The sequence below is a fragment of the Neisseria sp. P0006.S004 genome (genome assembly GCF_051963015.1).
Taxonomy (GTDB): Bacteria; Pseudomonadota; Gammaproteobacteria; order Burkholderiales; family Neisseriaceae; genus Neisseria.
The window spans coordinates 71,209-90,901 of record NZ_JBQCUS010000004.1; the positions used below are offsets into that span (position 1 = coordinate 71,209).

General features: G+C 48.7%; 18 protein-coding genes. 4 read left to right on the top strand and 14 right to left on the bottom strand.

What is annotated here, in order from left to right:
* Nucleotides 1-86 precede the first annotated feature (86 nt).
* From ACTHR2_RS07300 to ACTHR2_RS07320, 5 genes are all read right to left on the bottom strand, one after another.
* Complete coding sequence (locus tag ACTHR2_RS07300; RefSeq protein WP_440375559.1) at nt 87-551, bottom strand: pilin; 465 nt, start codon at nt 549-551, stop codon at nt 87-89.
* A 791-nt stretch (nt 552-1,342) separates the two neighbouring features.
* Nucleotides 1,343-3,901: a [protein-PII] uridylyltransferase gene (glnD, locus tag ACTHR2_RS07305; protein ID WP_440375560.1), complete on the bottom strand. Its 2,559-nt coding sequence runs from the start codon at nt 3,899-3,901 to the stop codon at nt 1,343-1,345.
* Between the two features lie 19 nt (nt 3,902-3,920).
* On the bottom strand, nt 3,921-4,217 hold the full coding sequence (locus tag ACTHR2_RS07310; RefSeq protein ID WP_036493031.1) for a helix-turn-helix domain-containing protein: 297 nt from the start codon (nt 4,215-4,217) through the stop codon (nt 3,921-3,923).
* Between the two features lie 438 nt (nt 4,218-4,655).
* Nucleotides 4,656-5,096: a TIGR01244 family sulfur transferase gene (locus ACTHR2_RS07315; RefSeq protein WP_440375561.1), complete on the bottom strand. Its 441-nt coding sequence runs from the start codon at nt 5,094-5,096 to the stop codon at nt 4,656-4,658.
* A gap of 78 nt (nt 5,097-5,174) precedes the next feature.
* Nucleotides 5,175-6,926, bottom strand: coding sequence for a M61 family metallopeptidase (locus tag ACTHR2_RS07320; RefSeq protein WP_440375562.1), 1,752 nt, complete (start codon nt 6,924-6,926; stop codon nt 5,175-5,177).
* Between the two features lie 332 nt (nt 6,927-7,258).
* Between ACTHR2_RS07320 and ccoN the strand changes: the two genes are divergently transcribed.
* Genes ccoN through ccoP form a run of 4 tightly spaced genes read left to right on the top strand, consistent with a single transcriptional unit; the run spans nt 7,259 to nt 10,876 of the window.
* Complete coding sequence (ccoN, locus tag ACTHR2_RS07325) at nt 7,259-8,692, top strand: cytochrome-c oxidase, cbb3-type subunit I (protein ID WP_003748780.1); 1,434 nt, start codon at nt 7,259-7,261, stop codon at nt 8,690-8,692.
* Nucleotides 8,693-8,716: 24 nt separating this feature from the next.
* Nucleotides 8,717-9,328, top strand: a complete 612-nt coding sequence (gene ccoO / locus ACTHR2_RS07330; RefSeq protein ID WP_003748778.1) for a cytochrome-c oxidase, cbb3-type subunit II — start codon at nt 8,717-8,719, stop codon at nt 9,326-9,328.
* Nucleotides 9,329-9,332: 4 nt separating this feature from the next.
* Complete coding sequence (locus ACTHR2_RS07335) at nt 9,333-9,530, top strand: cbb3-type cytochrome oxidase subunit 3 (protein ID WP_003748776.1); 198 nt, start codon at nt 9,333-9,335, stop codon at nt 9,528-9,530.
* Nucleotides 9,530-10,876, top strand: coding sequence for a cytochrome-c oxidase, cbb3-type subunit III (ccoP, locus tag ACTHR2_RS07340; protein ID WP_440375563.1), 1,347 nt, complete (start codon nt 9,530-9,532; stop codon nt 10,874-10,876). Before ACTHR2_RS07335 ends, ccoP begins: the two co-directional genes overlap by 1 nt.
* Nucleotides 10,877-11,026: 150 nt before the next feature.
* On the opposite strand, the gene ubiT is transcribed toward ccoP, so the two are convergent.
* From ubiT to ACTHR2_RS07385, 9 genes are all read right to left on the bottom strand, one after another.
* A complete protein-coding gene (gene ubiT / locus ACTHR2_RS07345; protein WP_263338055.1) occupies nt 11,027-11,473 on the bottom strand; it encodes a ubiquinone anaerobic biosynthesis accessory factor UbiT in 447 nt (148 codons plus the stop codon).
* A complete protein-coding gene (locus tag ACTHR2_RS07350) occupies nt 11,460-12,377 on the bottom strand; it encodes a U32 family peptidase (RefSeq protein ID WP_263338052.1) in 918 nt (305 codons plus the stop codon). Before ACTHR2_RS07350 ends, ubiT begins: the two co-directional genes overlap by 14 nt.
* 10 nt (nt 12,378-12,387) lie before the next feature.
* A complete protein-coding gene (ubiU, locus tag ACTHR2_RS07355) occupies nt 12,388-13,395 on the bottom strand; it encodes a ubiquinone anaerobic biosynthesis protein UbiU (protein ID WP_003748766.1) in 1,008 nt (335 codons plus the stop codon).
* A gap of 334 nt (nt 13,396-13,729) precedes the next feature.
* Complete coding sequence (locus tag ACTHR2_RS07360; protein ID WP_263341837.1) at nt 13,730-14,350, bottom strand: DUF2238 domain-containing protein; 621 nt, start codon at nt 14,348-14,350, stop codon at nt 13,730-13,732.
* Nucleotides 14,351-14,456: 106 nt separating this feature from the next.
* Nucleotides 14,457-15,446 (bottom strand): phosphatidate cytidylyltransferase, encoded by a 990-nt coding sequence (locus ACTHR2_RS07365; RefSeq protein ID WP_263338047.1) that lies wholly within the window; start codon nt 15,444-15,446, stop codon nt 14,457-14,459.
* A complete protein-coding gene (locus tag ACTHR2_RS07370; RefSeq protein WP_440375564.1) occupies nt 15,443-16,150 on the bottom strand; it encodes a lysophospholipid acyltransferase family protein in 708 nt (235 codons plus the stop codon). The genes ACTHR2_RS07365 and ACTHR2_RS07370 overlap by 4 nt, the downstream gene beginning before the upstream one ends.
* Before the next feature lie 63 nt (nt 16,151-16,213).
* A complete protein-coding gene (locus tag ACTHR2_RS07375; RefSeq protein WP_263341835.1) occupies nt 16,214-16,588 on the bottom strand; it encodes a hypothetical protein in 375 nt (124 codons plus the stop codon).
* A gap of 2 nt (nt 16,589-16,590) precedes the next feature.
* Complete coding sequence (locus tag ACTHR2_RS07380) at nt 16,591-17,877, bottom strand: phosphatase PAP2/dual specificity phosphatase family protein (protein ID WP_263338042.1); 1,287 nt, start codon at nt 17,875-17,877, stop codon at nt 16,591-16,593.
* Nucleotides 17,878-17,942: 65 nt separating this feature from the next.
* Complete coding sequence (locus ACTHR2_RS07385) at nt 17,943-19,685, bottom strand: bifunctional alpha/beta hydrolase/class I SAM-dependent methyltransferase (protein ID WP_263338039.1); 1,743 nt, start codon at nt 19,683-19,685, stop codon at nt 17,943-17,945.
* Nucleotides 19,686-19,693: the final 8 nt, after the last annotated feature.

Below are 19,693 nucleotides of genomic sequence, written 5' to 3' on the forward strand. Positions count from 1 at the left end.
GTATCGTTTTCTTATTTTTATAAAGCAAATCCCATAAATGCCTTATGGGATTTGCTTTTATCTGAAATGTGCTGTTTATGTAAAAATTATGGCTTCTTAGGAGCAGGAGTAGCAGTTCGGCAGTTAGCAGGCAAATGTTTCTCTTCACCTTTATCTTTAGTGCATGCCCACTCGATTGGTGCTTCAATATTACCTGAAGCTTGGCTTGGGGTCAGAGTAAATTCAGGATTTTCTTTTGCTCCAGTATCTTTAGTTATAACTTTAATTACACCCTTCTCTCCAATAGTAATGCTTTTAACGTACTTGGTTTCTACGAATTTATAACCACTATTATCAGCATTATTAGCATTAACTTTATCCAAACCACCGAGTGCTGCGGCAGTTTCAACCACAGCTAATTTTGCAGGAGCTGCGAGACCCAAGCCTTCAGATACTTTGGCGCGGATGGTGTAGTCTTGGTATGCAGGCAGAGCGATTACGGCCAAGATGCCCAAGATGGCGATTACGATCATCAATTCGATCAGGGTGAAACCTTTTTGGATTGCTTTCATTGATTAAAACTCCAGTTTGAAAGTGTGAATAATTATGTTTAAGTAAAAAGTCCGTAATGTGCTTGGCACTTTGTATTATGAGTAAACCATAAAGTAAGAAGGAATATACAGCTTCCGTCGGGCTTGCTGCTTTGAGGCTTGGGCCTTATCGGACGTGTTGTTTCAAGCAGTCGGTGTGCCAAGTGCGCAAAACTGATTAAAAAATTTATTTTTTATTTTTTGTTTATTGTTTTTATTGGGATTATTTTTTAATTTTTAAGTTTTATGAGGTTTTGTTTGAAAGTTTCAGGATTTTAGGGAATTTGGGTGGTTGACGTTTTTTGTCAGTTTTGTGTTTTTTGTGACAGGGAAAGGAGGCAAGTTTGGGTGTGTGACGTTTTTTGTCAGAAATTAAGCTTGTTCAATAATATGTTAATTGGTTTAGATAGGCGGTGATTTTTTGGATTAATCGGTGAGTTTAATATTTTGTGATTTTATTTTTTTGTTTTTTATAGGTTTTATTTTGTATGCGTATTTTGTTTGAATATGGATGAGGAAAAGATTTGGAAGGAAGGATTTTTAAAGAGGGTTTGGTGTAATAGGTGAATGAAAATTTTTATTAGAATTATATTCATATGGGTTATGATTTTTGAATGTAGTTTTATGTCAGAAGGAAGTTTTGGTTTCGAATTTTAAGGCTTTGGATTTCTTGAGTGTTTGAGAAGGGTATATTCAGGATGTTTATATATTTGGATGTGATTAGGGTGAGTAAAAAATGCTCACCCTATGTTTTTAAGATGTTCAGACGGCCTTTATGGAGTCAAGACTTCGATCAATGCCTGTTTTAGGGTGTTTTGGGTTTGCGGGTCTTGTAGGGATGGGCTGTAGGTGATGAAGCTGTCCTCAATGCGCTGATCCAAGGTGGTGATTTTGGCGTAGCGCAGGCTGATGTTGTGTGCGAAGAAGGTCTCGGCGATGTCGGCGAGAAGGTGGGGGCGGTTGACGGCGGTGATGTCTATGGTGTGCCAGCCGGGATAATCTTCTTCGGGGGTGATGATTACGGTAGGAGGGATGGGGATGTGGCGGATGCGGCGGCTGATGTGCGGGCGGCCGCTTTGTTTTTGGACGGTGGTGTTGCCGTGGATGAAGCTGTTGAGTTCGGCTTCGAGTGCGCTTTGGCGGTCGGGATATTCTTCGGGCGGGAGATTGTCGGGAAGTTGCAGGATAAAGGTGTCGAGGATGTAGTCGTGCTCGGTAATGAAGGCGCGGGCGGCTTGGATGTCGAAGCGGTGGCTGCTGAAGATGCGGCAGAGGCGTGCGAAGAGGCGGTCGCCATTGGGCATGAACACCATGACTTGAAGGCTGTTGCTTTGGGGAAGGATGCGGCTGCGGACGGCCGGACTTTGGGTGTCGTAGGCGAGGTTTGCGGTGTGCCAGAGGATTTCCCGTGTCTGATGGCGGACGTAGTATGCGCTGCCGAGGATGCGGCGGAGTTTTTGTTGGTTTTTGAGGGGAACGGCCGCGCGTGTGAGCTGATCGGTCGAGGCTTGTTCGCGTCGGTTTGGGAGGCGTTCGGGATCGTGGTGTTTGCTGTTTAAAACGGCGGCGGTGCTGTGGTAGAGGGTTTGGAGCAGGCTGGCGCGCCATGTGTTCCAAAGTTTGGGGTTGGTGCCGCGGATGTCGGCAATGGTAAGCAGATAGAGTGCGTCGAGGTATTCGCGTGTGGGAATACGGCGGCAAAAGGCTTGGAGGACATGGGGATCTTGGATGTCTTCTTTTTGGGCAACGGTGGACATGAGCAGGTGGTTTTCAACCAGCCATGCGAGGAGGTGGCTTTCTTCTTCGGTGTAGTAGTGGTTGGCGGCGAATTGTTGTGCGTCTTTGATGCCTTCTTTGGCGTGATCGCCGCCACGGCCTTTGGCGATGTCGTGCAGCAGGGCGGCGGTGTAGAGGACATGCGGTCGTGGGTAGGCCTGCATGATGGCGCTGGCCTCGGGCATTTCGTGGCTGTGGGTTTCGATGGCGAGACGGCGCATATTGCGGACGACGGTCAGGATATGGTCGTCTACGGGGTAAATATGGAAGAGGTCGTGTTGGAGCAGGCCGGTGATTTTTTCCCATGCGGGGAGATAGCGGCCAAGTACGCCGTAGAGGTTGAGAAAACGGAGGGTTTGGGTAAGGCCGGTGCCGTGTTTGAAGAATTGGATAAAGCGGCGGCGGTTTTCTGGATTTTGGGTGAAACGGGTATTGATTTTTCGTGTAGCCGCCCACCATGCGCGCAGGGTTTGCGGCTCGATGGTGGTGATGTTTTGCTCCTGCATGGTTTGGATGATGGTGAAGATGTGTTCGGGATTTTGTTCGAACAGGGCAAGGTCGCTGGCGGCGATTTGGTGGCCGATGCGTTTGTAGCGGCTGTCGATAGGATGGATATGTTGGGGACGGCTGGAGGTTTGATGGTTTTTGAGAACCGGAATGAGGATGCCGTTGAGTTGTTTGATGGCTTTGGTGGCGCGGTAGAAGGTGTGCATCAGGGCTTCGCTTCTGCCGCGGATGTCGGGTTGGGTATAGCCTAAGCTTTCGGCAACTTGGGACTGGTAGTCGAAAAGCAGCCTGTCTTCGGGGCGGTCGGCGGTCAGGTGGAGGTGAATGCGGATGTTGGCGAGACGGCGGTAGCCATGGGCCAGCATGCCGGCTTCGGTGCGTGTGAGGACGCCGGCGGTAACGAGGGCGGTGGGGTTGCTGTCTATGCCTTGTGCTTTGGCTGTCCAGATAAGGGTGTGGATGTCGCGCAGGCCGCCGGGGCAGGTTTTGATGTTGGGTTCAAGTTGTGCGCCTGTGCCTTGGGATTTGGTATGGCGTTGCTCCATTTCGAGGAGTTTGGCTTCGATAAAGGCGGCTGTGTCGCGGCGTGTGTTGAGTTTGTTTAGAAGTTGGGTGGTAAGGTTGGCATTGCCTTGTAGGTGGCGTGCTTCAAGAAAGGCGGTTTCGCCGGTAATGTCGTTTTGGGTACTTTGGAGGATTTCTTCTATGCTGCCGCTTTTGATGGCCGGATTGAGGCGTGCGTCCCAAAGGGTTTGGATAAATTGGGCGGTTTGTTGTTGCAGGCCGTCTGAAAAAGGAGTGGAGGAAATAATCGCTAAATCCCAGTCGGAATGGGGATAGAGTTCGCAACGCCCAAAGCCACCGATGGCAATCAGACTGATGTCGTTGCTGTCGGGGAAGTGGATTTGCCAGAGGGTTTGCAGCAGGGTTTCGGCAGCGGCGATATGGTCGCGGAAGTAAACGGTAGGGCGGTTGTTTTGGCGGTAGGCAGTTTCTGCTGCGGTTTTTTGCTGCTTGTAGGTTTGGATGGCTTGTTGGGCGGCGGTCATGATGGTGTCTGGCTGTGAATTAGGCTTGGGTGTCGGCAGGCTCGGTCATTTGGCGGAGCATTTCTTGCGGCGGAAGGAGGAGTTTGTAAGGGGCGATTTTAAGCGCGGATGCGATTTTTTCAATGTTAGAAAGGGCGATGTTCCAGCGTTTGCGCTCGATGGCGGAAACGTAGGTGCGGTCAAGTCCGCATTGACGCGCCAGTTCTTCTTGCGACCAGCCGTGATTAACGCGATAGAGGCGCATGTTGTAAGCGATAACGGCGCGGAGGTCTTGCGGATCGGGCAGGCTTGGAGGGGGAGTGAGTTTGTTGACCATGGTGTTTTGAGTTTGTGGTTTGAACGATAAGGGGATTTTATACTATTTTTGTGAGGGGAAAGGAAAGGCCGTCTGAAAGTTTTCAGACGGCCTTCAAGAGGGTAGGTATAAAAAAAAGGGGGTGGCTTTCAGCCACACCCAAACACACACACATCAAGAGGAAAGAAAAATCATTTAATAAGAGAGCTGGCTCTTATCGAGGAAACTGGAAGATTCGGGCATGACCCTGAAGCATTGAAAGGCATTATAAATGAAAATAGGGTCAGGGTATTGATACAGGTCAATTCGGGCTTGATTTAGAAAATATATTTTTAGGATAGTGGAAATAAATTAAAAATAAGGTTTGATTGTGAATAAAAGTCATTAGGCCGTCTGAAAGAATTGGTTTCAGACGGCCTGATTGGTTTAAAGGCTGCTACTTACTATATAAATCAAGTATTAAGCCAAACCTTTATCTTTGGCTTCTTGCAGGCGGGCTTCAAAGTTGCTGAGGTTGACGCCAGCCTGTTCGGCTGCGGCAACTACTTCGGCTACAGATGCGCCGTGTTGCACTTGATGATAACCCCAAAGCAGGGAGCAGCGAGTACCGGTACGGCAGAAAGCAAGAATGGGAGCCGGAGATTGTTGCAACAGATTTTGGAAGGCTGCAACATCGGCTGCGTTGATTTGAGGCGCAACGACGGGCTGGTGGGAAAATTGGTTGATGCCGGCCTCTTTAAACCAGTTTTGCACTTCGGCAAAAGCCGGTTGGTTTTCTTCTTCGCCGTCCGGGCGGTTGCAGATGATGGTTTTGATGCCGAGACGTACGGCTTCTTGGACATCTGCTTCGGTCAGTTGGGGGGCGATATAGAGGGAGTCAGTCAGTTTACGGATAGGCATAGTTTTTCCTTTCTTTATATTAAATGGGTATGTTGATTTCAGACGGCCTAGGAAGTGGCAGGCCGTTTGAAGTTTTATTTAATGATTGTACAACCAGTTTTCGAGTTTTTGGCGATCGGTAATGTGCAGCAGGGCAGTATTGGCTTCTGCTGCTTGAACTGTGATGCTGGTTTCACGCAATAGGCCTTGGCGGAAGAAATGGATGGTGGTGCGCGTGCCTATAGGCAGTTTGCTCCACTGCGTTGCAAGGTCGTTGCAGGCATAGCCGCCTAAGGCGATGATTTTGTCTTGCGGGCAGAGTCCGGCATTTTCTGCGCTGCCGCCATTGAATACATGAGTCAGGACGGCATGGTCGCTGTTTTGTTTGAAACGTGCGCCCAAATCATTGGCGGGGGCAACCGATTGGGGTTCGCTTGCAAATGCTCCTCCGTGTTGGCGGGGCAGTGGGATAAAGTCAAGTTTGACACCTACGCTTTTCAGGTATTCTGCGAGTGGAAGGTCTTCGGTGCTGTATAAGGCCGTCTGAAAGAAGGTTTCTAAATCTAAATCGGTTATTTCTTGGCAGCGGATTTGCCAGTGTTTTTCGGGTATGCCTTGATGGGTGTTGCACCAGTCGCGATAGTGTTGCTGCATCACGCTGTCGAGGGTGTATTTGCCTTGGCTTTTTTCACGGATGATAAGGTCGAGGCAAAGTGCGGCCAGTGCGCCTTTTTGATAGTAGCTGACAATGGCGTTGGGGCTGTTTTCGTCTTGTTTGTAGAACTTGTCCCATGCGCTGAAACTGGATTGAGCAAGTGTTTGTTTTAGACGGCCTTGTGTCTGCTGGACGCGTGTGATGCCTTGTGCAAGCAGGGTAAGGTAGGCTTCGGGGCTGATGGTTTTGCTTCGGGCAAGAAAGAGGTCGTCGTAGTAGGAGGTAATGCCTTCAAATGCCCAAAGTTGCTCGGTGTAGTTTTCTTGGTCGAGGTTGTAAGGTGCGAATACGGCCGGTTTGATGGATTTGACGTTCCATGCGTGGAAGTATTCGTGGGAGAAAAGGCCGAGCAATTCGGTATAGGCTTTGTCGGCTTCGCCCATATCGTAAGATGGCAGACTGTGGCGGTCGGCGAGTAGGGCGGTGCTGCTGATGTGTTCCAGCCCGCCGTAGAGGTTGTCGCCCAGATGTAGTAAGAAAAGGTATTCGGTAAACGGGGCAGGGGAGGGGAACATCGCCAACTCGGTTTCGCAGATTTTTTGAATATCGGCGAGGAAGCGGGCTCGGTCAAAATCGGGATAGATACCGCTTAATGCAATACGGTGTGGGATACCTTGTGCTTCAAATTCGAGAAATTCGATGATGCCTGTTTCAACCGGGTGGTCGATAAGCTCGGCGTATGAGGCCGTCTGAAAAGTGGTCGCCGAGGTTTGGGGTAGGGTGGTGGCTATCTGCCATGTGTGCGGCAGGGTGGAAAACTCGATTTGATGTGGCCGGTATTCTTGTCCGTGGACTTTTAAGAATAGACACGCGCCGTCGAAAAAGCCGCGCTCGGTACTGAGGAATGAGCCGCGAACTGATAAGTCGAATGCGTAAACAGTGTAGTAAATTTCCCACGCTCCGCTGAGGGCAGGGGTTTGCCAATGGTTTTTGCTGGTTTGCGTCAGTGGCTGGGCTTTGCTGTTGCAACGCGCGCTGATGTGCGTGATGTGGCGGGCAAAGTCACGGATGAGGTAGCTGCCGGGAACCCAGTTCGGCAGGCTGATTTCTGTTTCAGAATCATTGGTTTGAGTGAATGATAAGGTGATGTGCCATTCATGAGACAGAAAGTTGGGGGTAATTTTGTAATTAATCATGGCTATTGGTTAATTTGCTAAAGTTTATTAAGAGGAAGGGGTTTTAAAGGGTAGGCTTAATCTATATCAATAAAACTGTACGAAAAAGGGGGCTTGAAAAAATGCTGTGCCCGATTTATTGGATATGTTTAAATAATTTATTGATTATAAAAGAAATGAGATTATGTCTCACTAAAGGTTTTATGCAATATGGAATGTAATTTTGCTTGGCATGTTGTGGTGTCTATGTTAAATTTAGAAAAATTTGAGCCTTAGCCGTATTGCGCTTTTCATAAACGTAATGGTTGAGGTGAGATAAAAATTTTTTATACCCATAATTTATGGAGACTTCCATGGACACACAAACTTATAACTACAAAGTGGTGCGCCAGTTCGCCATCATGACTGTAGTTTGGGGTATTGTGGGCATGTTGGTCGGCGTTATCGTCGCTGCCCAGCTTTTTGCTCCGGCCCTCGATTTATCCAATATCGGACCTTGGTTCCACTTCGGCCGCCTGCGTCCTCTGCACACCAATGCGGTTATTTTTGCATTCGGCGGTTGCGGTTTGATCGGTACATCATACTACGTTGTTCAACGTACATGTAATACCCGTCTGTTTGGTGGTTGGCTGCCTGCATTTACCTTCTGGGGTTGGCAGGCTGTTATCGTGGCTGCGGCTATCAGCTTGCCTATGGGTTACACCCAAGGTAAAGAATACGCCGAGTTGGAATGGCCTATCGACATTTTGATTACGCTGGTGTGGGTTGCCTACGCTATCGTATTCTTCGGTACGATTGCCAAACGTAAAATCAAACATATTTACGTTGCCAACTGGTTCTACGGCGGCTTTATTTTGGCCGTTGCGCTGTTGCACATCGTCAATAATATCAGCATCCCTGCCGGTTTGATGAAATCTTATCCGGTTTACGCAGGTGCGATTGATGCGATGGTTCAATGGTGGTATGGCCACAATGCGGTGGGCTTTTTCCTGACAGCCGGCTTCTTGGGTATGATGTACTATTTCGTGCCTAAACAAGCGGGCCGTCCGATTTACTCTTACCGCTTGTCCGTTGTTCACTTCTGGGCTTTGATTTTCACTTATATGTGGGCAGGTTCTCACCACTTGCACTACACCGCATTGCCTGACTGGACTCAATCTTTGGGTATGGTATTGTCTTTGATCCTGTTTGCGCCTTCTTGGGGCGGTATGATCAACGGTATCATGACTCTGTCCGGTGCATGGGACAAACTGCGTACCGACCCGATTTTGAAATTCTTGATCGTTTCTCTGTCTTTCTACGGTATGTCTACCTTCGAAGGTCCGATGATGTCTATCAAAACCGTTAACGCTCTGAGCCACTACACCGACTGGACTGTTGCACACGTTCACGCCGGCGCATTGGGTTGGGTGGGCTTTGTAACCATCGGTTCCGTTTACTATATGATTCCCCGCTTGTTTGGCAAAAATGAAATGTACAGCACCAAATTGGTTGAGGCGCATTTCTGGATCGCGACCATCGGCGTGGTTCTGTATATCGCTGCAATGTGGATTGCCGGCGTAATGCAAGGTCTGATGTGGGGTTCTTTGAATGACGACGGCACGCTGACTTATTCCTTCGTTGAATCCGTAAAACGTACCATGCCTTACTACATGATTCGTTTCACCGGCGGTCTTCTGTACCTGAGCGGTATGTGCATCATGGCATATAACGTTTACCGTACTGCTATCAGTGGTAAAGCAGTTGATGCTGAGATTCCTGCGGTTTCTCAAACTCAACACCACTAATGACAAGAAAGATAGGCTACCAAAATGAAATTACAACAATTAGCTGAAGAAAAAGTCGGTGTACTGATTGTATTCACCCTGCTTGTAGTCAGCGTCGGCCTTCTGATTGAGGCTGTTCCGCTGTTCTTCACCAAGGCAGTTACCGAACCTGCACCCGGCGTGAAACCATATAACGCCCTGCAAGTGGCCGGTCGCGATATTTATGTGCGCGAAGGCTGCTACAACTGCCACTCTCAAATGATTCGTCCATTCCGTGCAGAAACTGAACGTTACGGTCATTACTCTGTTGCCGGTGAGTCTGTTTATGACCATCCGTTCCAATGGGGTTCTAAACGTACCGGTCCGGATTTGGCTCGTGTTGGCGGCCGTTATTCCGATGAATGGCACCGCATCCACCTGCTGAACCCGCGCGACGTTGTGCCGGAGTCCAATATGCCTGCATTCCCATGGCTCGCACGCAATAAAGTCGATGCCGAGGCAACTGTGGCGCATATGAAAGCCCTGCGTAAAGTGGGTACACCTTACAGCGATGAAGAAATTGCCAAAGCACCTGAAATGCTGGCTAACAAATCAGAGCTGGACGCTGTTATCGCCTATCTGCAAGGCTTGGGCTTGGCATTGAAAAACGTAAGGTAACATCATGGACGCTAACTGGGCTCGCTCGCTCTTTACTGTTTGGGTATTTATCAGCTTTATTTTAGTCCTCTATATTGTGTTCAATAGACGCAATAAGAAAAACTATGACGATGCTGCCAGCAGTATTTTCGATAATGACGAACAAAGGCCGTCTGAAAAGGACGATCAAGCTCAGTCAGTCCGTGATCACGGAGCAAAATAATGAACACAACATCCCAATTTACCAGTAGTTTCTGGAGTATATATATTGCCGTTATCGTCGTGCTCAGCTTCATCGGCCTGGCTTGGCTTCTGCTTTCGCAAAACGTTGTGAAACGCCCTAAAAAAGGCGAAGAAGTAAAAACCACAGGTCATGAGTGGGACGGCATTTCGGAGTACAATAACCCTCTGCCACGTTGGTGGTTTTGGCTTTATGTCTGCACATGGCTGTTTGGCGTCGGCTACCTGATTATGTATCCAGGTATCGGCGATTACAAAGGCCTGTGGGGCTGGAGCAGCCATGGTCAATATGAAGAAGAAGTTGCCAAAGCCAATCAGCAATACGGTAAAGTGTATGCTAAATTTTCCAATATGCCGATTGAGAAAGTGGCTAAAGACCCTGAAGCCCGTGCTATTGCACAAAACCTTTTCAATACCTACTGTATCCAATGTCACGGCTCAGATGCCAAAGGCTCCAAAGGCTTTCCGAATTTGACCGACGACGATTGGTTGTGGGGTGGAGAACCTGAAAAAATTCAGGAAACCATTGAAAAAGGCCGTACTGCCTCTATGCCGGCATGGGGTCCAGCTTTGGGTGAAGAAGGCGTGAAAAACGTAACACAATATGTTATGTCTCTTTCTAAACCTAAAGGTCAATACGACGAAGAACGTGCAGAACGCGGTAAAGCCCTGTTTAGCGGCCCACCTGCCAACTGTTTCACTTGTCACGGCGACAAAGGTCAAGGTATCCAAGGCCTCGGCCCGAATCTGACCGACGATGTATGGTTGTGGGGCGGTACTCAAAAAGCGATTACCGAAACCATTACCAACGGCCGCAGCAGCCAAATGCCTGCTTGGGGTCACTTCCTCGACAAAGATAAGCTGCACATCATGACCGCTTATGTTTGGGGTTTGTCCAACAAAGACGGTAAAAAAGCTCCTGCTAAAAAAGCCGAGCCTGCTCCGGTAGCTCAACCTGCCGATGCTTCTGCTCCGGCGGCTGCTTCAGCTCCTGCTGCCGATAAAGCTGCTTCAGATGTTAAAGCTGCTCCGGCTGCTGAAGCCAAACCTGCTGAAAAAGCAGAAGCGGCTCCGGTTAAGGTAGACGGCAAAGCTGTTTTTGAAGCCAACTGTAAAACATGTCATGGCGGTATGATTCCGGGCGCACCTGTTGTCGGTAAAAAAGACGACTGGGCTCCTCGAATTAAGCAAGGTAAAGATACTTTGCACAAACACGCGCTTGAAGGTTTTAATTCAATGCCTGCCAAAGGCGGCAACAGCAGCTTGAGTGACGATGAGGTTAAAGCGGCTGTAGACTTTATGGCAAATGAGTCCGGTGCAAAATTCTAATTTTGAGTCGGATTGAAAAAAGCGTACCTAACAAGGTACGCTTTTTTATATTTGATAAAACCAATAAGAGAAGACATATCAAAGAGGTGAAATATATAAGGCCGTCTGAAACATTCAGACGGCCTTTGTTCTTGGTTCAACCAAAATTAATCAATCCAAAGTGGACGTACTGCGTTTCAGGAACCATTCGCTGAAAGGCCACTCGACGCTGTCGAGTAAGTTTTTGGTAATTAGCCCCAGTTCCGTATCGCCTTCGATTTGCAATTTACGGTTGAAAAATAAGGTATCGGGATCTTCCTCACGCATCATCATGCGCATGAAGTCTATACCGTTGGCGGCCAGCCTCAGATCGGGGGCACCGCTGAAGTTGTCGTCCAGGAATTTTTCCGTATCGGCACTAAACCGCACTTTGATACCGGCATCCAAAACTTCGATTTCGAATTTTCTTCCGGTAAAAAGTTCCATATCGGCAGGTAGTAAACCTTTTTTCAGCATGGTATTCAATACGGAGACCAAAACAAAGCGTGGAGGTTTGCCGGGAAGTTTGGTACCGATTTTTGCCATCCATTTGGGTAATATGATTTCAGGCAGCGCCATAATATGCCTCCTTCACGGTTTCAATACCGGGCTGACCGCGCCAATAGCCGTCAACTAGTGTTCCGGTAGTCAGTCGTTCCAACTCGGGGAGGACATCTTCCCATGTGGCTTTTCCGTCCAATACATCGCGGTGAATTTGGATAATTTCAGCCATGCTGTGCATTTGTGGCGACAGTCTGAGCATATTCACGCCGATTTTATTCAAGTCTTCATGGTGGGGCAGTAGGTTTTGGCAGCCGTAAGACATGGTTTGGATGCCGTTGATGGTGAGAAACGGCTGGCCTTCTCGCGTATTCATAGCCATACCGTGCTCATGATCGAGGCAGCGGAACTCGCAACTGTCTTTATTCAGATTGTAATGGCGGGCGGTAAAGCAACGTGATGAATAGGCAAGCGGCATTTTGCCCCAAGCGAAGAGTTCGGTTTCAATGCCGTCTGAAGCCTTGATGATTTCGGCAACCTTATCGCGGCTCAGCTCGGACGGTGCAATCCAGCGGAATGCCCCTAATTTTCGTAATACGTCCAAAGTAGTTTCGTTGTAGATATTCAGGCTTGCACCGGCAACAAATGGGATGCCATGTTCGCGTGCCAATTTGACCGCACCCATGTCGTTGGCTTCAACTTTAAACTTTCCCTGCTCCGTAATTTTGCGTAGGCGTTTCAGATCAGATTCACTTTCGAGCAGGACTTGTGAGGAAAGAATAATCTCCTTACCGCTTTCTGCCAGGTCTTCAGCCAGTCCGAACCAGTCAGCAAAGCGCATTTTCTGACGGCGTGAGCAGACTACCTCGCCCAAATAAACAGTGTCCAACGGCGTATCCAGCATGGAAACGTAAAATTCCAGTAGTGCTTCTTTTTGCCAGAAAAATAAAATAGGGCCCAGCGACAATTTCAATGAATTCATTTTTTTCCCCTTATTTCCATGGGCGGTTGTATGCGCCCAAAGTTGTCTGATGACCTTCTGAAACTTTGCTCAAGGCATTGTTCCAGGACGGATTGACTTTGAAATGAGACGGGTCGGCTGCGGCTGCATCCAGTGCTTGGCGCAGGGATTTGGTTACTTGCGCCGTATACATCGGACTGCGTTGGCGTCCCTCGATTTTGATGGCGGATACACCGATTTTGATGAGTTCGGGCAACATTTCCAAAACATTTAGGCTGGTCGGTTCTTCCAAAGCATAGTAGGTCTCATCATTGACTTCAAAGCGGCCTTTGCACAAGGTTGGATAACCTGCCGGTTCATTGGGTTTGTATTGGTCTATCAATACCTGGTTTAAACGTACGTTCATGCGGTCGGGCAGTTGTTCCCAGCGGACGGATTTTGCCGGAGAGCAGACACCTTGCATATTGGGCGATTCGCCTGTTGCATAGCTCGACAAGATGCAACGGCCTTCCACCATCACACACAAACTGCCGAAACCAAAGACTTCAATTTCCACATCAGTATTGTCAATCACATGTTTGACCTGATCGATGGTCAGCACGCGCGGCAAAACGGCACGACGGATGCCGAACAGCTCTTTCATCATATTGATGGCTTCGTAATTGGTGGCCGAACCTTGTACCGACATATGCAGGCGTAAATTCGGATGTTTGTCTGCCGCATACGCCATGATGGCGGGGTCGGCAACAATAATCGCATCGGCCCCCAAATCCGCCGCCGTATCCACAGCAGCGTGCCAACGCTCCACTTGGCCGGCTTGTGCGAATGTATTGATGGCCATCAGTACATTGCGTCCGCGCGCATGGGCGTAAGCTACGCCTTCCCGTGCCGATTTCATATCGAAATTCAGTCCCGGAAAGTTTCGTGCATTGGTCGCATCTTTCAAACCCATGTAAACCGTGTCCGCACCGTTGTCCACAGCGGTTTTCAGTGCAGGCAGGTTGCCGGCGGGGCAGACCAATTCTGGAATTTTTTGCATTTTGTGTTCCTCGTCTTGATGATAACCTCTATCGGGTTAATCAATATTTTGTAGAATTCTGAATATTTTATGGATTAATGACACAAGATATGCTGACTTAAATCAAATCGAAAAATTCAGGTTGACGTAGGCATATTGTTTACAAAATCTTAACAGATGTTGTTTTTTATATATTTCATGTGCTTAAAAATTTTGATGACGGATTTTGTTTCAAAATCGGCTTATGTTTTTAACTATCGCATTTATTAATTTTTACAATAATAGCGATAGAAAAATGAAAAAAGGCCGTCTGAAAATCTGGTTTCAGACGGCCTTTCGCTTTAAAGGGGTAGATTTATGAGAAACCCAAGCGTTTATCGGGTCGGGTAAACACAAAAATAAACAGAGAAGTTAACGCGCCCAAAGTATCGGCAAGCATGTCTTTTTGCGCGTCCCAAATATCGCCTTGAGAACCTAAGAATTCCAGTCCGGCCTCTCCGCCGTCGATGACGGCATATTGCCATTCGATGATTTCATAGGCGGCAGCCACGCTCATGATAAAGAACAGGCCGAAAAACAAAGCCAGCGGCAGATTACACAGCTTGCGGCGCAGCAGCCACTCAACCATAGGATAGGCGTAGAAGCCGATGATGTAATGGGCAATACGGTCGTAATGATTGCGGTTTTCGCCCAAAATTGGCTCGACAAAGCGGTTGATGGATTCGAACGGTACATCTGCAAAAGTATAGTATGCACCGATGGAATGCATGATCAGCCAAAAACTCATGAATAAGTAGGCCAAGTTGCTGAAGCGGAAAATGCGGTAGGTAGTAACAAGAAGGAAGAATACGGATGCTACGGGGATGATTTCGGCGTACCAGACTGCGCGATCATGAGGATTAATGCCTGACCAAACAATAAGGGCGAAGATAATCGTAGCAAGAAAAATGGGAAAGATTGGAGAGGGTTTATTCATGTTGTGTGTGTAATAACAATGGTTGAGTATTGTATAACGAATCGGCAGGGTTGGCAGTTTCATACATTCAATGCCGTCTGAAAACAGCTTTCAGACGGCCTGAAGTTTAGCCATTCCAGAAATAACGGGTGATGTGAAAGAACACGGGCGCGGCAAAACAAATTGAATCCACGCGATCAAGCATACCGCCATGGCCGCGTATCATATTGCCCCAGTCTTTGACACCGTAATCGCGTTTGATGGCAGACATAACCAGGCCGCCAAAGAAGCCCATCAGGCAGACAATAAAGCCGATAACGGCTGCTTGACCGTGGGAGAACGGCGTAATCGGCGCCATCAGCGCGGCAATGGCAGTGGCCGATAAAATACCGCCGACAGTGCCAGAAATGGTTTTGGATGGCGAAAGCGAAGGCATGATTTTTGCACCGCCAATCAGTTTGCCCCAAACGTATTGCAACACATCCGATACTTGCACCACGCCAATCAGGAAGATCAGCAACAGGATATTGTTACTATTATCGAATCCGTCCAAGTCTAGAAACATCAGCGCCGGAACATGGGACAGACAGAAGATGCAAATCATCGCCATCCATTGCGTTTTGGCGGCGCGTTCCAAAAAATGCGCGGTTTGACCGCTGAGGCTGGCAATAATCGGCAGTATCAAAAAGCCGTAAACCGGAATAAAAATGCTGAACATGCCGTACCAGCCGTCATAGACGAAATAGTATTGCACCGGCAGCAGCAGGTAAAAGCAGACCACCATGCTGTAATAGTCGCTACGGCGGCGATAGACGAGGGTCATAAACTCGCGTAGTGCGGCAAATGAAATCAGGAAAAACAGTACAACCGTCCCGATTTTGCCGAACCAAAATGCACCCAGCAACACCAACGTCATCAGCCACCATGCGTAAATACGGGCGTTGAGGTTGGCAATGGTGGCATTATCTGCGCCGTTTTTGCGCTTGAGCCATTGTCCGATGATGCTGGCAAAACACAATACGGCAAATACGCCGACAAAAATATAGCTGGCTTGAGGAGTCAGATGAGCGGCGGTTTGTTCGACGATGATTTGTTGGGAAGTCGTAGAAAGGCTCATGCTTGTCCTCCTTTGTTTTGTTGAGCTTCAGGTTCATTTTGGCGAAGCTCGTTGCGGTCGTTTTCAGACGGCCTGAGTGCCAGCAACGCTTTACGGCTGCGTGTCAAAAAGCTGTCTTTGTCTTCGTTTTCCTGCAAAGTAAGCGGCTGTCCGATATGGACTTCACACAAAAGCGGGATAGGCAGGATTTTGCCTTTGGGCAGTACGCGGCTGATGTTGTCTATCCAAATCGGCACAAATTCGGTATCGGGTTTGCTTTTCGCCAGATGATAAATGCCGGACTTGAACGGCAGCAGGATGGTGTTGTCGTCAGTGTTGCGCGTGCCTTCAGGGAAAATAATCAAGGAGTCGCCTGCGTTTAGCGCGTCTTTCATCTGTTCGGTAATCGCTTGCGGATTATCGCTATGGCGCGGAATCAGCAAGGCGTTGAAAACATTTTGAATGATGTAGCGTTTGAGTTTGCTCGTCAGCCAGTAATCCGAACCGGCGACAGGGCGCGTGGACAAGCGCCAGCGGCGGGGCAGGGAAATCCACACCAATACAAAATCACCATGGCTGCCGTGATTGGCGTAATAGACTTTTTGGTGCTGATTGAATGTCAGCTCGCGCGGGCTTTTAGGGCGTACGCCCGTAAGGAAAGAGACCGACAGACACAAGGCTTGGTCGGTCAGCCAGGCAAGTTGTTTTTTGAGGAAGTTTTTCATTGTTTCTGCCTTTTGAAGTGAGATACCGCTCTAGATTTGGTTTGGGTAAATCAGCCAAAATAATCAAATGCTTTGGATAAGCAAAATTAAAAATTGGGCGGCGGTCAGGTATAAGCTTTTGCGCCATAAGGAAAGTGCGCCGTTTATCCGTTGGGGCAAAGTACGGCTGCCTGAAATTTGACGCAAACCGTTTTGCTGTAAGGCGTGGTCAAAGTCTTCAGGAGAGTAGCGGTTGTCGGCAAAGTCTTGGAACACGAGACGGTCGAAGTGAATGCGGATATGGCAGTACAGCAAAACCGCTGCCAAGACAAGTTGTACCGCAAACCATGCGCCGCCATATTTTGCCGAAAAGGCGAGCAGCAAGGCGTTGCAGGCGGCAACATAATGTGTGGTAGAGAGCAGGTGGGCAGTAATACGGCTATCGGTTGCGTTGTCCATCATTATCCTTGTTTTAAACGGTTGACCGCAGCTTGGACTACTTGGGCAGTGGCCGGCGATAATACCATTTGCGGCCGAGCCTGTTTGAGTTCGGCCTTCGCTTGCGCCAAGTTTTTGCAGCCACCATAGACCAGTAGCCACGTCAGCACCACTGCGGCACTTCTTCCATAACCCAAAGCGCAACATACCAGCACTTTGCCGTGTTTTTGGCGTAAGGTTTCCAATATCAAGGCCGTCTGAACCAAATCGTTTTCAGACGGCGTTACCATATCCAGTAAAGGCAGAGCGCGATATGCTCCCTGATAGCTACGGCAGGGATATTCGGCGCATACATCCAATACGGCAGGCAGATGGTTTGAAATTCCCCAAACGCTGCCAATCCATACATCATTGCGGACTTGTGCCGTTTTCGCCTTACCTCGTAACCAATACGCCATGTTTAGCCGTACGCCCACCAGATAAGGCAACAGCAAAACCGTCGCTGCCACCGATAATTTACCGTTAGCCTGTTTTTGGAAGAAGGCCACATTCCCAGTCAAATAGGCAAAGGCCACCATCAGCAAAGACACGCTCATCCATATCAACCACAGCCACACACCACCCAGCAGCACGGGTAACGCCGTCAAACACGCACCAAGCAAATACAGCAGCGCAATCTTTCTTGAGCGTATATCACTCAAGCCCAGTTTTAACGGCGAAGTTATCTGATGCGGGAAAGCCCATAACACCAGCCAGCCGAGCAATGCTCCGGTCGGCACGTCAATAAAATGATGTTGATAAGTCGTCAGTACCGACAAGGCAATCAGGCTTTGCCATACGAAAAGCGGCAGGCGGATTTTGGGAAAGCGCGTCCAATAAAATGCACCCACGATAACCGCCAACGCGATATGTAAAGATGGCGCTTGGTTGTATGGCAAATCAAATGCAGCCAATGAATCAAACAGCCAGCCTGACAGCCCATCGGCGGGCGGTTTATGCCACCCGAAACGCAGCGGAAACAGCACAAAGCAAACAGTCGCAATCAGTTGGGCGGCTACAAGGTGCGCTACATATCGGCTTTGTTCTTGTGTATCACGGCAAAGAAAAAATGCCGCTACATACATCAGGTTTAGCGACCAATAAGGCACAATCGTCCATGCCCAAAACGGAATATTGCTCTCCCATGCAAAAGCGATTTCAGGCACATAGTCCAGCGATGCCGCGTAATGGTTGGAGAGGCCGTAGCTGGTGTAGAACAGAATACCGACTAAAATCAGCTTGAGCAGGGAGGTTTTGAGGGAGGGTTTCATGGATAGGTATATGGTTTAAATAAGGCCGTCTGAAAGTTAAAGAATTGTTCAGACGGCCTTTATTTTTATTTCTTCACTGCCAAGCTCACGGTGAAAATACCGTCTTCGTCTATCCATTGATGGATTTTTTCAAAACCGGCTTTTTCAACCAACTGATCCATTTCCTGCTGACTGCGGCGGCGCATTACCCAATTGGGGCTGCCTGCTTTGTGGCTGGTCAGCGCACGGGCAATCATTTCGAGCTGCGGATGCCAAGGCTGGCCGGTGTAAATCAGGTAGCCGCCGGTTTCGATGGCTTCGCCGAAGCCGTAGAGTGAGTTCAAAATCAAATCGTTGTCGGCAAACAATTCGTGCAGGCCGGAGACGATGCCCAACGTTGGACGCGGCTGCAAATCGTGATAATTGGCGCGGTCGTAGGCATTGACTTCATTGAAGGTTACCGTGTTTTGCAAGCCGCGCTCGGCAATCAGCTTGCGTCCGGCTTCGACATTAATCGGGCTGTAATCGCGCAAGCGTACGGAATCAGGCAATGTGTCGGCAGTCAGTGCGTCCAATACATAGCGGCCATGACCGGACGCGATATCCAAAACGTGTACAGGTTTCCTTGCTTCACGCAGTTTGGCTGAGGCCGTCTGAATGGCTTTGCCGATATTGACTTTGCGTTGGCGAATGCCGCGCCAGCCGATGGCGTTGAGATAGTATTTGTCCACCCATACACCGAAAGCATTGCTGCCTTGCGGTTGATTGCGGTAAACGTAATCCAGTGTACTACCCGAATCAAAACCTGTTTCTTGACCGATTCTCAAGCCTTCACTCCAGCGCGAGCCCAGTTTGAGCGAGGCGCGATATGTTGCCCAAAATGCGCCACGAGGCGTACAAACAGGCAAAGGCGTAGCCAGTTCGTCAGCTTCACGACGGCTGTCTCCAAATAAGTGCGCTTGAGTCAGATCGACTTGTTGTAAAGGCTGATTGAAACGCTCGCGGATAAAACGGCGCATTTCGACAAATGCAATTTCACGGTTTTGCTCGCCTAAAGTATCGTGGTAGAAACCGGGCAGGATATGGCGCTCTTTAATATGGCTGCCTAAGCGGTTGTAGAAATCGTGTTGCGGTTTGTGATGAACAACCCAATCGCTGCCTGAGATCAACAGTTGTACAGGCGTAGTAATCGCTTGTGCATCGGCCACGACGCGCTCGGCCGCCTCATATAAACCCAGCAGGATGCGCACAGAAATAGCGCGGGCAATCAGTGGATCATTGTCGTAGCTTTTTTGACGTTCGACATTGTGGGTCAGATAGTGGGCTTTGACGTAGCTGTTGACAAAGAAATTGCCACGCCATTTTTGCATGATTTTTAAACCGGTACGGGCAAACGGAACATAGAGTTTGACTTTGAACGCAGGCGAAGCCAATACGGCGCAACGGATTTTCGGCGCGTAATCGTGCAACCAAGTAGAAACCAATACCGCGCCGACACTTTGCGCAATCACGCAGATGTTTTCAGGTTTGATACCGTATTCGCTTTGGATGTGTCGGATAAAATCATCCACATCTGAAACCGAAGTGCCGATACTCGGACTATCGCCGCGTTCACCGGGACTATAACCATGACCGCGTGCGTCCCAAGCAAAATAGGCAAAATCATCAAAACCCAACTCATCCGCCACAAACATCATCCGGCCGGAATGCTCATGCCCGCGATGAAACAGCACAATGGCTTTGTCGGAAGAACCATCGGCAGCAGGGCGATAGCGGTAGAAAAGCGAAGTACCGTCTTGGGTAGAAAAGTATTTTTGCTGTTCGGACATGAGAAACT

What these genes read in the sequence shown, in the direction of transcription:
- ACTHR2_RS07300 (WP_440375559.1), bottom strand. Translation starts at nt 551, where the DNA reads ATGAAAGCAATCCAAAAAGGTTTCACCCTGATCGAATTGATGATCGTA.
- glnD (WP_440375560.1), bottom strand. Translation starts at nt 3,901, where the DNA reads ATGACCGCCGCCCAACAAGCCATCCAAACCTACAAGCAGCAAAAAACC.
- ACTHR2_RS07310 (WP_036493031.1), bottom strand. Translation starts at nt 4,217, where the DNA reads ATGGTCAACAAACTCACTCCCCCTCCAAGCCTGCCCGATCCGCAAGAC.
- ACTHR2_RS07315 (WP_440375561.1), bottom strand. Translation starts at nt 5,096, where the DNA reads ATGCCTATCCGTAAACTGACTGACTCCCTCTATATCGCCCCCCAACTG.
- ACTHR2_RS07320 (WP_440375562.1), bottom strand. Translation starts at nt 6,926, where the DNA reads ATGATTAATTACAAAATTACCCCCAACTTTCTGTCTCATGAATGGCAC.
- ccoN (WP_003748780.1), top strand. Translation starts at nt 7,259, where the DNA reads ATGGACACACAAACTTATAACTACAAAGTGGTGCGCCAGTTCGCCATC.
- ccoO (WP_003748778.1), top strand. Translation starts at nt 8,717, where the DNA reads ATGAAATTACAACAATTAGCTGAAGAAAAAGTCGGTGTACTGATTGTA.
- ACTHR2_RS07335 (WP_003748776.1), top strand. Translation starts at nt 9,333, where the DNA reads ATGGACGCTAACTGGGCTCGCTCGCTCTTTACTGTTTGGGTATTTATC.
- ccoP (WP_440375563.1), top strand. Translation starts at nt 9,530, where the DNA reads ATGAACACAACATCCCAATTTACCAGTAGTTTCTGGAGTATATATATT.
- ubiT (WP_263338055.1), bottom strand. Translation starts at nt 11,473, where the DNA reads ATGGCGCTGCCTGAAATCATATTACCCAAATGGATGGCAAAAATCGGT.
- ACTHR2_RS07350 (WP_263338052.1), bottom strand. Translation starts at nt 12,377, where the DNA reads ATGAATTCATTGAAATTGTCGCTGGGCCCTATTTTATTTTTCTGGCAA.
- ubiU (WP_003748766.1), bottom strand. Translation starts at nt 13,395, where the DNA reads ATGCAAAAAATTCCAGAATTGGTCTGCCCCGCCGGCAACCTGCCTGCA.
- ACTHR2_RS07360 (WP_263341837.1), bottom strand. Translation starts at nt 14,350, where the DNA reads ATGAATAAACCCTCTCCAATCTTTCCCATTTTTCTTGCTACGATTATC.
- ACTHR2_RS07365 (WP_263338047.1), bottom strand. Translation starts at nt 15,446, where the DNA reads ATGAGCCTTTCTACGACTTCCCAACAAATCATCGTCGAACAAACCGCC.
- ACTHR2_RS07370 (WP_440375564.1), bottom strand. Translation starts at nt 16,150, where the DNA reads ATGAAAAACTTCCTCAAAAAACAACTTGCCTGGCTGACCGACCAAGCC.
- ACTHR2_RS07375 (WP_263341835.1), bottom strand. Translation starts at nt 16,588, where the DNA reads ATGGACAACGCAACCGATAGCCGTATTACTGCCCACCTGCTCTCTACC.
- ACTHR2_RS07380 (WP_263338042.1), bottom strand. Translation starts at nt 17,877, where the DNA reads ATGAAACCCTCCCTCAAAACCTCCCTGCTCAAGCTGATTTTAGTCGGT.
- ACTHR2_RS07385 (WP_263338039.1), bottom strand. Translation starts at nt 19,685, where the DNA reads ATGTCCGAACAGCAAAAATACTTTTCTACCCAAGACGGTACTTCGCTT.